We start from the raw sequence: 12,436 nt of genomic DNA, 5'->3' as shown, positions 1-12,436 counted from the left end.
GTGAATAATAGAGTAAAGAACCTTTTTTATTGTCGAGATCATTGTGTATCTACTATAATGGAGAAAAAAGTAAAAGGTGAGTAGCATGAAGAAAAAGAAACAAAGACAAATGCAAAGACAATCGCAAGTGAATAGACCAGAGAAAGAGTCGCTTACATTAGGCGATCAATTAAATGATTCACTCATGCAGCAATTAAAGAATAAGAAGAAAGAATTGCAAGTGAGAGAAGAGAAAAAAGAGGCAGCTGAACTGGAAAGAAAGCGCCAAGAACAAAAAGAACGAGAAAAGAATAAATCATTTGAAGAACTGTTAAGTGAAAGTAGCCTTACTTGGAAAGACTTTAAATAATATAAAAAAATGATCAGTGCATACCGCTGATCATTTTTTTGACGAGCTTGTAAGAAAAGGGGAGTGTAAAATGAGAAAAATTGTAGTCGTTCCGCATGAAAATCATTGGAACGAAAAATTTCAAATAGAGGCCGAACGATTAAAATCGGCGATGCCAGAAATGGTGAAAGTCCATCATATTGGAAGTACATCAGTGCCAGGACTGGCAGCTAAACCAATTATAGATATGATTATGGAAGTAGAGAGTATCGACAGAGTAGATGATTGGAATGAACGTTTTGAAGAGCTTGGTTACATCGTAAAAGGGGAAAATGGTATTTCAAGACGTCGTTATTTTATTCATGGAACGGAGGAAAAACGCTCGTATCACTTACATGTTTTTGAAAAAGGAAATCCTGAAATAGTAAGGCATTTAGCGTTTCGTGATTATATGATGGCTCATTGTGAAGAAGCAGAGGCATATGCAACCTTAAAGAAAGAATTAGCCGAAAAATATACATATGATGGCACGTTATATACGGAAGGAAAAAATGAGTTTGTACGTAGTGTTGATGAAAAAGCGAAAGAATGGAGAGAAGGAAATATGAATAATTGATTTCGCGTTTTAATGTATAAAATTATTATGTAAACTGTACATATGTTTTGACTTTTTGGTTGAATCTTGTTGAAATAAAGTGGCGGCTTATAAAAAATGTAAGAATGAAAGGGAGACGACTGTGCACATTCCAACAACTACACTTCATAATGGCGTAAAAATGCCGATGATTGGTCTAGGCGTTTATAAAGCGAAAGAAGGCGACGAAGTAAAACAAGCAGTAAAAACAGCGTTAGAAGTTGGATACCGTTCGATTGATACAGCAACTGTATATGAAAATGAAAGCGGTGTCGGAGAAGCGGTTCGTGAATCAGGGATTCCGAGAGAAGACATATTTATTACAACAAAAGTTTGGAACGACGATCAAGGATACGAGGAAACACTTGAGGCGTTTGAAAAAAGCTTAAAGAAATTACAAATGGACTATGTAGATTTATATTTAATACATTGGCCAATAAGAGGAAAGTATGTCGATACTTACCGAGCGTTAGAGAAACTGTATGAAGAAGGTAAAGTGCGCGCGATTGGTGTTTCAAATTTTCATAAACATCATTTAGAACTGTTATTACCAAATTGTAAAGTGAAGCCGATGGTCAACCAAGTGGAACTTCATCCGATGTTAGCGCAATTTGAATTGCGTAATTTCTGTCAAGGTGAGCAAATTCAAATGGAAGCATGGAGCCCATTAATGAGAGGCGGGGAAGTATTCGAGAACCCGATTATTCAGGCCATTGCTACGAAATATGAAAAAACACCTGCGCAAGTTATATTAAGATGGGATATTCAAAGCGGGGTAGTGACGATTCCTAAATCTGTTACACCATCACGTATTAAAGAGAATTTTTCTATCTTTGATTTTTCACTAACAGAAGAAGAGATGACTCAAATTAATACGTTAAATCGTAATTTACATGTAGGAACGAATCCTGATAAATATGATACGCTATAAAAAGACGCTACCGGTATGGTAGCGTCTTTTTAACGATGTAAAGCGTAAGTATCACATTTAGCAATTTGCTGAAGTTGTATATATTCTGCTGTTGTTAACTTTTTTTGTTTACTAGCCTGTACATTTTCTTGCAATTGTTGAATAGAGCTTGCACCAGGTATAACAGCTGCAACAGTTTCGTTATGTAAGCAATATTGAATAGCTGTTCCTGTTAAAGAGCTTTCTCCGATTATTTCTTTTACATTCGCGAGTGTCGCATATAATTCATCGTAAGAATAAGAAAGGTAATTTTTTTCTTTTACTCTTTCTATCTTTCTTGCATTATTGTCAGTTAAAATTCCTTTTGCAAGTGGCCCACGAGCAATAATGCTAATTTGCTGTTCACTTAGAAGTGGGAACCATTCTTCAGGGCGACGATTTAAAAGGCTATATTCCATTAGCACACTAACGATATTTGAACGTTTAGCATATTCACGGATAACATTTGGACGTATAGAAGAAATACCGTAATGGCGAATAATACCTTCTTTTTTTAATTCTTCAAAGGCTTCAATTGTTTCATCTATTGGATCTTCAATCGTCCCGCCGTGAAGTTGATAAAGGTCAATATAATCAGTTTGAAGTCTACGTAAACTTTCTTTCACTTCAGCCTTTATGTAATTTTTAGAAGGATCCCAAGACCACCCGTTTTTTTCTTCTGTCCAACGATTTCCAACTTTTGTTGTAAGAACAATTTGGTCTCGTTTCCCTTTTAAGGCTTTTCCAACAAATTCTTCGTTTAATCCATAATCATATAAATCCGCTGTATCAAAAAAATTGATTCCTAAATCGATTGCTTCATCGATAATACGCATAGCTTCTGTTTCAGATGTACCGAGAGACATGCAGCCAAGGCCCATTTGTGTAACAAACAAATCTGAGTTTCCTAATTGACGTTTTTTCATAGGTCAACCTCCTTACCTTTATTGTACGAAAGGAAAAAGAGGTTGACAAACGTTTACTTTTTATTTGCTGTAATCCACTCTTGTACAGTTGTATACTCTTTGCCATATTGTTTTAGCTTATGGCGAATTTGCCATGCTTTTCCGACTAAAGTGACGCGATTTGGTAAAATATAAACTTTCATTTCTATCACGCTCCTTTCAATGTGGTAAAATGTATGAGGAAAGAATAGGAAATAGAACAGGGAGATGAAGTAGTATGAGTAATCTTGCAGAGAGAACAGTAAAAACTGAGCCGATTTTTGATGGTAGAGTTATAAAAGTTCGTGTTGATGATGTAGTATTACCAAATGGAGCAATGAGTAAACGTGAAATTGTAAATCACCCTGGTGCAGTTGCTATTATTGCTATTACTGATGAGGGGAAAATCGTGCTTGTTGAGCAGTATCGTAAAGCGCTTGAAAAGGCGATTATAGAAATTCCGGCCGGCAAGTTAGAACCTGGTGAAAAACCTGAGGTGACAGCAGTTCGTGAATTAGAAGAGGAAACAGGATATGTATGTGAAAATATGGAGCTTATTACTTCTTTCTATACATCTCCAGGATTTGCAGATGAAATTTTATATGTATATAAAGCGACAGGTTTGACGAAAAAAGAAAATAAAGCCGAGTTAGATGAAGATGAATTTGTGGAATTGATGGAAGTATCGTTAGAAGAAGCGATTATTCTTATGAAAGATCTTCGTATTCATGATGCGAAGACGATGTTTGCAGTACAATATTTACAACTACAAAAATAAACACTCGCCAAAGGCGAGTGTTTTTTAATTGATTTTTGCGTATACGCGTGCATCACGTAAGCTACCATCTGGTGCTATGAAATCATTTTCCATTGTACCTTCTAGAATAAATTCTAAACGTTCTGCTAGGTTACATGCATTTGTATTTGTTGCATCAGTACGAATTTCAATTCTTCTAGCACTTAGCTTATCAAAGGCAAATTGAATGGCACCTTTAATGGCTTCAGTCATATAGCCTTGTTTTGTATAAGCGCTATGCAGCCAGAAGTGAAGTGAAAACTTTGGAATATCCCAGTTTTCAGGCTTGAGCGTTATAGCTCCGATGAATGTACCAGATACTTTATCGTATAAGTGAAAATCAAGTGTTTCACGAAGTAAAAACTGCCCGTGAGCGTTACGAACGATTTCTTCAGCACTTTCTTCTGTTTCAGCGTTAATTGGCATCCACGGTACTAAGTCTTCTAGAGAAGCTTGGATTGCTTCATACACTTCTGCACCATCACCTGGAAATGGCTTACGAACTTGTAAGCGTTCAGTTTGAAATAATGTTGGAAAATCTAATAATAATGGTTTCAAGAGAAATCCCTCCTATTCTCTACTTTTTAGTTTAGCAAAGTAGAGCGGAATTTCAATGTTAATTCGTCATACTTTTTTCTTTCTTTCATACATTTTTAGTAAGAGTGTGAACGGAGGGAAGAAAAATGTGGAGAAAAACTTGGCAAGACCGTGTAATGTCTCACATACAGGAAAACTCTTCATTATATATATTTAACGCTGTTTTATTATTGATGGGAGTAATATTTGGGGCCATTCTTGTGAATAGTTTACAATTAAATCAAAAACAAGATTTATCATTTTACTTACAACGTTTTTTTGGACAAGTTTCTAAAGGAGAATTTGCTATTGCGAGCGAAATGTTTCGAGAAAGTTACTTTTCGCAATTAAAATACATTGGATTTATTTGGATTTTGGGGATTTCAATTATTGGAGTGCCACTTATTTTTATTTTATTATTTGTAAAAGGAGTAGTTGTCGGATTTACAGTAGGTTTTTTAGTCAGTCAGCATGGATGGAATGGATTATTATTAGCATTCGTTTCTGTATTGCCACAAAACCTCATTATTATCCCAGTATTTCTCGTTATGACAACAATTGCCGCAAGCTTTTCCTTACGCATGATTAGGCATCAATTTATCAGGAAAATAACCGAGCCATTATTACCATTATTAATTCGTTATACATGCTTCTTTCTTGTAATTGGAGCGGTGTTAGCTCTTGCTTCTAGTGTAGAAGCTTATGCATCACCAGTTTTAATGAAAGAAGTCGTTGAGGCTATTAATAAACAATAAATACTTTTTGAGAATAATTATCAATTTGTTTTTATTGTTTTTCTTTTGACAGAAGCCCTTCTTCTGATATAATGGTGTAAGAGTGGCGAGGAGGGAGTAGTACCGAATGGAAGAGAGAATTGAACGAATTAAGAAGCAATTACATGCAGCGAGCTACAAATTAACACCGCAACGTGAAGCAACAGTTCGTGTGCTGCTAGAAAATGAAGAAGATCATTTAAGCGCAGAAGATGTTTACCTCCTTGTAAAAGAAAAGTCGCCAGAGATCGGATTAGCAACCGTCTATCGAACTTTAGAACTATTATCTGAGTTAAAAGTTGTCGATAAGATTAACTTCGGAGACGGTGTTTCACGCTATGACTTACGCCAAGAAGGTGCGCAGCGTTTTCACCATCATTTGATTTGTACACAATGTGGTGCTGTACAAGAAATACAAGAAGATTTACTTGGTGAAGTGGAAAGGAAAGTAGAACGTGACTGGAGCTTTAAGGTGAAAGATCATCGTTTAACATTCCATGGGATTTGTAAAAATTGTCAAGAAAATGAAACGGATGAAAAATAACCTTTTCCTATTTATCTAGGAAGAGGTTTTTTATTTGAATAAGGTATAAATTGGTGAAAGCTTGGCATATGTTGTAATAACTTATATTTTGGAGGAATTTACAATGCGCCGAGCTTTAAAATTAACTTTTGATGGGATAAAAGTATTTTTATTATTTACAAGTTGTACGATTTTGTTTTATTTCGCTATACTATGGATAAATGAAGAATATGAAAGCTATCATCGTTATGAAAAACCAAAAGAAGAGACTGTAGAAAAAGTATCAGGGAATGAAGAGCCGGCAAAGGATGTTTTCGTAAATAGAATGATGTTTTTCTATGAAAATGGGGAGTAGTGTAGATTGGAAGATCAATTAAAAGATTTTATTCATTATATGGTTGTCGAAAAAGGGCTAGCGAAAAATACAGTAGTATCTTATGAACGTGATTTAAAAAGTTATGTAAAGTATTTGCAAAATGTAGAACAGGCGAAAAGCTTTCATGAAGTGACACGCTTGCACATTGTTAATTTTCTGCAGCACTTAAAAGAAAACGGAAAATCTTCGAAAACATTAGCACGTCATATTGCATCAATTCGTTCGTTTCACCAATTCTTACTTCGTGAACGAGCGGTAGAGCACGACCCATCCGTACATATTGAAACGCCGCAAGGAGAACGGAAATTACCGAAAGTACTATCAATCGATGAAGTAGAGGCGTTACTTCAGACGCCAAAAATGACGAGTGCTTTTGGGGTTCGTGACAAAGCGATGCTAGAGTTACTTTATGCAACAGGACTTCGTGTTTCGGAATTAATTGCCTTAAATTTAGAAGATGTACATTTAACGATGGGATTTGTTCGTTGCATAGGGAAAGGGAATAAAGAAAGAATTATTCCACTAGGAAGTTTAGCGACGGAAGCGATTCAAAAGTATATTGAAAAGGGAAGAAGAGAATTGATGGGTAAAAAAGTAGTAGATGCACTCTTTTTAAACCATCATGGGAATCGATTATCAAGACAAGGATTTTGGAAAATTTTAAAACGATTGGCGAAAGAAGCAAATATTGAAAAAGAGCTTACACCACATACGTTGCGCCATTCTTTTGCTACGCATTTATTAGAAAATGGAGCAGACTTGCGTGCTGTGCAAGAAATGCTAGGACATGCAGATATTTCAACGACGCAAATTTATACGCATGTTTCAAAAGCTAGATTAAAAGATGTATATAAACAGTTTCATCCGAGAGCATAGTTACTATGCTCTTTTTTTCATAGATTCAAAAGGCTATAGTACTTCACAAAAACTTCACAAATATTTCGTACATTGTTTTCAGCAGAAGACTAGAATATTACAATGTATTTCCTCTATACTAAATAAGGTATGAAGGAGGAAATGATGATGAAAAAACTTATTATGACTTTATTTATCGCGATGCTAGCATTGGCTGGCTGTAATACAAACAAAGAAGAACCAAAAAAAGAACAGAAACTAGAAGCTGTAAAAGTAGCAGTTCAAACAAATCCGAAAGAAATTAAACCTGGTGAAAAAACAGAAGTACAAGCACTTGTTACACAAGGAAAAGAAAAAGTAACAGATGCTGATGATGTAAAGTTTGAAATTTGGAAAGATGGCGACGAAAAGCACGAGATGTTAGATGGGAAGCATAAAGGAAAAGGTGTTTATGCAGTAGAGAAAACGTTCGAGACGGATGGAGTATACCATATTATCGCTCACACAAATGCACGTGAAATGCATGTTATGCCAGAAGTAAAAGTGGCTGTAGGAAATGCGAAAGTAGAAGATGCGAAAAAAGAAAATAGTAATCACGGTGCAGGGCATGGCGATCATAAAAGCGATACGATGATCCACCTTATGGCTGGTGATATAAAAGCAAATGCAGAATCAACTATGAAAGTTCATTTAAAACAAAAAGAAGAAGCGTTAACTGGTGCTGAAGTACAACTTGAGATTTGGAAAGATGGTGTTGAAAAACATGAATTTATTCCAGCAAAAGAAGGAAATAAAGGAGAGTATGAAACGAAACATACTTTCAAAGAAAACGGTGCTTACAAAGTGAAAGTTCATGTTAAAAAAGGCGAACTACATGAACATAAAGAAGAAACAGTAGAAGTAAAATAAAAAGCAGCTCTTTAGAGCTGCTTTTTATTTTTATCACGTTATTTGCGGGCAGATTAAAGTTTCGCTTTATATGAAGAAATAAATCATAAAATAATTAGCACTTCTTCGCATAATGGATTACAATAGAAGTGTGAATAAAATAAGAAATTCTACGAAAATGTATTAAAAAGAAAGCGTAAACATGTTATGATATCAATATCAGATGTCTGACATCTGACTTAGAAAAAACTAGAAATGTTTTTGAGTCGTTTCCAGTAAAACAAAATAGGTTAGAAATTGATTTAAAGAAGTACTGTTTGCCAGTGAGAACGAAAGATAATTCTTATGAATAACAGTTTCACTTTATAGCGTTTTGAACATACTACAAGAAGTAGAACTGAACTTATAGGAGGTCGCAGTTATGAATAAATATAAACGTATATTCCTAGTCGTAATGGACTCTGTAGGAATCGGCGAAGCACCGGATGCTGAGCAATTTGGTGATTTAGGTTCTGACACAATTGGTCACATTGCTGAACATATGAATGGATTACAAATGCCAAATATGGTGAAGTTAGGTCTTGGTAACATTCGTGAAATGAAAGGTATCTCTAAAGTAGAAAAACCGCTTGGATATTATACAAAAATGCAAGAGAAATCTACTGGTAAAGATACAATGACAGGGCACTGGGAAATTATGGGTCTTTACATTGATACACCATTCCAAGTGTTCCCTGAAGGATTCCCAAAAGAATTACTTGATGAATTAGAAGAAAAAACAGGTCGTAAAATTATCGGTAATAAACCAGCTTCTGGAACTGAGATTCTTGATGAGCTTGGTCAAGAACAAATGGAAACAGGTTCTTTAATCGTTTACACTTCTGCTGATAGCGTATTACAAATCGCAGCACACGAAGAAGTAGTGCCACTTGAAGAGTTATATAAAATTTGTAAAATTGCACGTGAATTAACGTTAGATGAAAAGTACATGGTAGGTCGTGTTATCGCTCGTCCATTCGTTGGAGAACCAGGGAAATTCACACGTACACCAAACCGTCATGATTATGCGTTAAAACCATTTGGCCGCACGGTAATGAATGAATTAAAAGATAGTGACTACGATGTGATTGCTATCGGTAAAATCTCTGACATATATGATGGTGAAGGGGTAACTGAATCACTTCGTACGAAGTCTAACATGGATGGAATGGATAAGCTTGTAGATACATTAAACATGGACTTTACAGGTCTTAGCTTCTTAAACTTAGTTGACTTTGATGCATTATTCGGTCACCGCCGTGATCCACAAGGATATGGAGAAGCACTGCAAGACTATGATGCACGTCTTCCAGAAGTATTCGAAAAACTAAAAGAAGATGATTTATTATTAATTACAGCAGACCATGGTAATGATCCAGTACATCCTGGTACTGATCATACACGTGAATATGTACCGTTATTAGCATATAGCCCAAGCATGAAAGAAGGCGGACAAGAATTAGCACTTCGTCAAACATTTGCTGATATTGGTGCAACGGTAGCAGAAAACTTCGGCGTGAAAATGCCAGAACACGGAACAAGCTTCTTAAACGAGCTAAAGAAATAGGGGGATAAACAAATGAATCGTGAACTTATTACAAAATCAGCTTCATACTTAAAAGAGAAATTTCAAGAAACGCCACAAGTAGGACTAATCCTTGGATCTGGACTAGGTGTATTAGCAGATGAAATCGAGAACGCAGTAACAGTACCTTACAGTGAAATCCCTGAATTCCCAGTATCAACTGTAGAAGGTCATGCAGGTCAACTAGTATTCGGTACACTTCAAGGTGTAACAGTAGTGGCAATGCAAGGACGTTTCCACTTCTATGAAGGATACGACATGCAAAAAGTAACATTCCCAGTTCGTGTTATGAAAGAACTAGGTGTAGAAACAGTTGTTGTAACAAATGCAGCTGGTGGTGTAAATACATCATTTGAGCCAGGCGATCTTATGTTAATTTCAGACCACATTAACTTCATGGGTACAAATCCATTAATCGGACCGAATGATTCTGAAATGGGGGTACGTTTCCCTGATATGTCTACATCATATACACCAGAACTTCGTGAAATGGCGAAACAAGTTGCAGCGGACTTAAATATTAAAGTACAAGAAGGTGTATACGTTGGAATGACAGGTCCTGTATATGAAACACCTGCTGAAATTCGTATGCTTCGTACACTAGGCGGAGATGCAGTTGGTATGTCAACAGTACCAGAAGTAATTGTAGCGCGTCATGCTGGTATGAAAGTACTTGGTATTTCTTGTATTTCAAATATGGCAGCTGGTATTTTAGATCAGCCACTTCACCACGATGAAGTAATTGAAACGACAGAACGTGTTAAAGCTAACTTCTTAGCATTAGTAAAAGCAATCGTAAAACAAATGAAGGGGTGACCTCACAATGAGAATGGTGGACCTAATTGCAAAAAAACGTGACGGACATGCATTAACGACAGAAGAAATTAACTTTATTGTTGAAGGATATACGAATGGTGATATTCCTGATTATCAAGTAAGTTCACTTGCAATGGCAATTTTCTTCCAAGATATGAACGATCAAGAACGTGCTGATTTAACGATGGCAATGGTAAATAGCGGTGATACAATCGACTTATCAGCTATTGAAGGGGTAAAAGTAGATAAGCACTCAACAGGTGGTGTTGGTGATACAACAACACTTGTGTTAGGTCCATTAGTAGCCGCTTTAGGTGTACCGGTTGCAAAAATGTCTGGACGTGGTTTAGGACATACTGGTGGTACAATTGATAAATTAGAAGCAGTTCCAGGATTCCATGTTGAAATCGAAAATGATGAATTCATGCGTCTTGTAAATGAAAACAAAATCGCTGTTATTGGTCAAAGTGGAAACTTAACACCTGCCGATAAAAAGTTATACGCACTTCGTGATGTAACGGCAACAGTAAACTCTATTCCGCTTATTGCAAGCTCGATTATGAGTAAAAAAATTGCTGCTGGTGCAGATGCAATTGTTCTTGATGTAAAAACTGGAGCAGGTGCATTTATGAAAACAGATGAAGATGCAAAACGTTTAGCAGAAGCAATGGTGCGCATTGGTAATAACGTTGGTCGTAATACGATGGCTGTTATTTCTGATATGAGTCAACCACTTGGTGAGGCGATTGGTAACGCACTTGAAGTACAAGAAGCAATTGATACATTACAAGGTAAAGGACCGAAAGATTTAGAAGAGTTATGTTTAACGCTTGGAAGTCAAATGGTATACCTTGCTGGACAAGCTTCATCTTTAGAAGATGCACGTGAGAAATTAATTGAAGTAATGAACAACGGTAAAGCGCTAGAATCATTTAAAACGTTCTTATCAGCGCAAGGCGGCGATGCTTCTGTTGTTGATGATCCTACTAAATTACCACAAGCACAGTTTAAAATTGAAGTAGAAGCGAAGGAAGACGGTTATGTATCAGAAATCGTTGCAGATGAAATTGGAACAGCAGCAATGCTTTTAGGAGCAGGACGTGCGACGAAGGAATCTGAAATTGATTTAGCAGTTGGCTTAATGCTTCGCAAAAAAGTAGGGGACAGCGTGAAAAAAGGTGAATCCCTTGTTACAATTTACGCAAACCGTGAAAATGTGGAAGATGTAAAAGCAAAAATTTATGAGAACATGAAGATCGCTAACGAACATGTAGATGCACCAACATTAGTGCACGGCATCGTTACTGAATAATAAAAAAGGGCCAGGAGTATTTCTCCTTGGCTTTTTTTGCTATTTTTTGTTTATAATAATAATGGGTGAAATTATGATTAGAATTTGTGCAATAACAAAAACAGATGAAGTATTATATGATGTTTCGCTAGAAGAAACAACGAAAGACCATATTGTATGGTATTGGCTAGATTTATATAAGCCAACGAAAGAAGAGTATACATACATTTTGCAAGATCATTTTAAGTTCCATCCCCTTGCAATTGAAGACTGTATAGAATATGTACAGAGGCCAAAAGTTGATTTTTATGATGGATATAACTTTTTAGTTCTTCATGCATTTGGTGAGGATGGATTAGAACCGCACGAAATCGATTTATTTATTAGTGATCGTTTTATTGTTTCTTTCCACTTTTCTCATAACAATGCAATCGAAAGAGTATGGAAAACACTTGGAGAAAAGAAGCGTATTAAAAATAGTCCTTTACACGTAGCTCATACAATTATCGACCAAATTGTAGATGACTATTTTGCGCCTGTATATTACATTGAGGATCATTTAAATGCAATTGATGATAATTTAACGGGTGAGACAGCGGGAAGTGTATTAGAAGAAGTATTTGATATACGTGCAGATTTATCGAAGCTAAGGCGCACAATCATTCCGATGCGTGATTTATTGTATCGTATTTTAAATTCGACTCGTTTTTACGGTATAAGTGATCATGAGATTTACTTTAAAGATATACATGACCATTTGCTTAAACTAACAGAAATGATTGAGGCAAGCCGGGAGTTAACGGCAGATATTCGAGATAGCTATTTTTCATTAAACTCACATCATATGAATAACATTATGAAAACATTAACTGTATTCTCGACTATTTTCATGCCATTAACATTTATTGCGGGAGTATACGGAATGAACTTTACGCATATGCCGGAGCTTGGTGGACAATATAGTTATTTTGTTTGTCTACTTCTAATGGCGCTAATTGGCGGTGGCATGATGGCTTGGTTTTATAAAAAAGGATGGTTTAAGTAAAAAAACACCGAGGAATTT

Annotated in this window: 16 protein-coding genes; 13 read left to right on the top strand and 3 right to left on the bottom strand. The window is 36.0% G+C overall.

The window, feature by feature from the left end; translation table 11 throughout:
- Window positions 1–85: 85 nt before the first annotated feature.
- The 3 genes from NHG49_RS20840 to NHG49_RS20830 all read left to right on the top strand — a co-directional run bounded on the left by NHG49_RS20840 (window position 86) and on the right by NHG49_RS20830 (window position 1,893).
- A complete protein-coding gene (locus NHG49_RS20840; RefSeq protein WP_000727565.1) occupies window positions 86–349 on the top strand; it encodes a YqkE family protein in 264 nt (87 codons plus the stop codon).
- Between the two features lie 70 nt (window positions 350–419).
- The gene (locus NHG49_RS20835; RefSeq protein WP_064474882.1) at window positions 420–944 is read left to right on the top strand and encodes a GrpB family protein; all 525 of its coding nucleotides are present in this window, start codon (window positions 420–422) and stop codon (window positions 942–944) included.
- A gap of 121 nt (window positions 945–1,065) precedes the next feature.
- Window positions 1,066–1,893, top strand: coding sequence for an aldo/keto reductase (locus tag NHG49_RS20830; RefSeq protein ID WP_048546278.1), 828 nt, complete (start codon window positions 1,066–1,068; stop codon window positions 1,891–1,893).
- A 29-nt stretch (window positions 1,894–1,922) separates the two neighbouring features.
- Here NHG49_RS20830 and lolS read toward each other — a convergent pair whose 3' ends face one another.
- Together lolS and mciZ are read right to left on the bottom strand one after the other, a co-directional pair.
- Window positions 1,923–2,837, bottom strand: coding sequence for an aldo/keto reductase (gene lolS, locus NHG49_RS20825; protein WP_258126479.1), 915 nt, complete (start codon window positions 2,835–2,837; stop codon window positions 1,923–1,925).
- A 53-nt stretch (window positions 2,838–2,890) separates the two neighbouring features.
- On the bottom strand, window positions 2,891–3,019 hold the full coding sequence (gene mciZ, locus NHG49_RS20820) for a Z-ring formation inhibitor MciZ (protein ID WP_000870295.1): 129 nt from the start codon (window positions 3,017–3,019) through the stop codon (window positions 2,891–2,893).
- A gap of 74 nt (window positions 3,020–3,093) precedes the next feature.
- Between mciZ and NHG49_RS20815 the strand changes: the two genes are divergently transcribed.
- Complete coding sequence (locus tag NHG49_RS20815; protein ID WP_000067040.1) at window positions 3,094–3,633, top strand: NUDIX domain-containing protein; 540 nt, start codon at window positions 3,094–3,096, stop codon at window positions 3,631–3,633.
- A gap of 24 nt (window positions 3,634–3,657) precedes the next feature.
- Here the strand turns inward: NHG49_RS20815 and NHG49_RS20810 are convergent, their stop codons facing one another.
- A complete protein-coding gene (locus NHG49_RS20810) occupies window positions 3,658–4,209 on the bottom strand; it encodes a GNAT family N-acetyltransferase (RefSeq protein ID WP_064474884.1) in 552 nt (183 codons plus the stop codon).
- A gap of 155 nt (window positions 4,210–4,364) precedes the next feature.
- Between NHG49_RS20810 and spoIIM the strand changes: the two genes are divergently transcribed.
- From spoIIM to corA, 9 genes are all read left to right on the top strand, one after another.
- Window positions 4,365–4,982, top strand: coding sequence for a stage II sporulation protein M (gene spoIIM, locus NHG49_RS20805; protein WP_229135799.1), 618 nt, complete (start codon window positions 4,365–4,367; stop codon window positions 4,980–4,982).
- 106 nt (window positions 4,983–5,088) lie between these two features.
- Window positions 5,089–5,544 carry a ferric iron uptake transcriptional regulator gene (fur, locus tag NHG49_RS20800; RefSeq protein WP_000392657.1) on the top strand — a complete coding sequence of 152 codons (456 nt, stop codon included), beginning with the start codon at window positions 5,089–5,091 and terminating at the stop codon, window positions 5,542–5,544.
- 103 nt (window positions 5,545–5,647) lie between these two features.
- Window positions 5,648–5,878, top strand: coding sequence for a YqzK family protein (locus NHG49_RS20795; RefSeq protein WP_258126478.1), 231 nt, complete (start codon window positions 5,648–5,650; stop codon window positions 5,876–5,878).
- Between the two features lie 6 nt (window positions 5,879–5,884).
- Window positions 5,885–6,775, top strand: coding sequence for a site-specific tyrosine recombinase XerD (xerD, locus tag NHG49_RS20790; protein ID WP_000390083.1), 891 nt, complete (start codon window positions 5,885–5,887; stop codon window positions 6,773–6,775).
- Between the two features lie 147 nt (window positions 6,776–6,922).
- Window positions 6,923–7,663: a FixH family protein gene (locus NHG49_RS20785; RefSeq protein WP_081257191.1), complete on the top strand. Its 741-nt coding sequence runs from the start codon at window positions 6,923–6,925 to the stop codon at window positions 7,661–7,663.
- Window positions 7,664–8,063: 400 nt separating this feature from the next.
- On the top strand, window positions 8,064–9,248 hold the full coding sequence (deoB, locus tag NHG49_RS20780; RefSeq protein ID WP_001046086.1) for a phosphopentomutase: 1,185 nt from the start codon (window positions 8,064–8,066) through the stop codon (window positions 9,246–9,248).
- 12 nt (window positions 9,249–9,260) lie between these two features.
- Window positions 9,261–10,082: a purine-nucleoside phosphorylase gene (locus NHG49_RS20775; RefSeq protein ID WP_001078443.1), complete on the top strand. Its 822-nt coding sequence runs from the start codon at window positions 9,261–9,263 to the stop codon at window positions 10,080–10,082.
- Between the two features lie 7 nt (window positions 10,083–10,089).
- Window positions 10,090–11,394 (top strand): pyrimidine-nucleoside phosphorylase, encoded by a 1,305-nt coding sequence (locus tag NHG49_RS20770; protein ID WP_064474887.1) that lies wholly within the window; start codon window positions 10,090–10,092, stop codon window positions 11,392–11,394.
- 61 nt (window positions 11,395–11,455) lie between these two features.
- The gene (corA, locus tag NHG49_RS20765; RefSeq protein WP_064475085.1) at window positions 11,456–12,418 is read left to right on the top strand and encodes a magnesium/cobalt transporter CorA; all 963 of its coding nucleotides are present in this window, start codon (window positions 11,456–11,458) and stop codon (window positions 12,416–12,418) included.
- The last annotated feature ends 18 nt before the right edge of the window (window positions 12,419–12,436 follow it).

The sequence above is a fragment of the Bacillus sp. IBL03825 genome, assembly GCF_024712505.1.
Classification (GTDB): domain Bacteria; phylum Bacillota; class Bacilli; order Bacillales; family Bacillaceae_G; genus Bacillus_A; species Bacillus_A wiedmannii.
The sequence above is the reverse complement of the archived record's forward strand: the minus strand, read 5'-3'. Positions and strand labels throughout refer to the sequence as shown.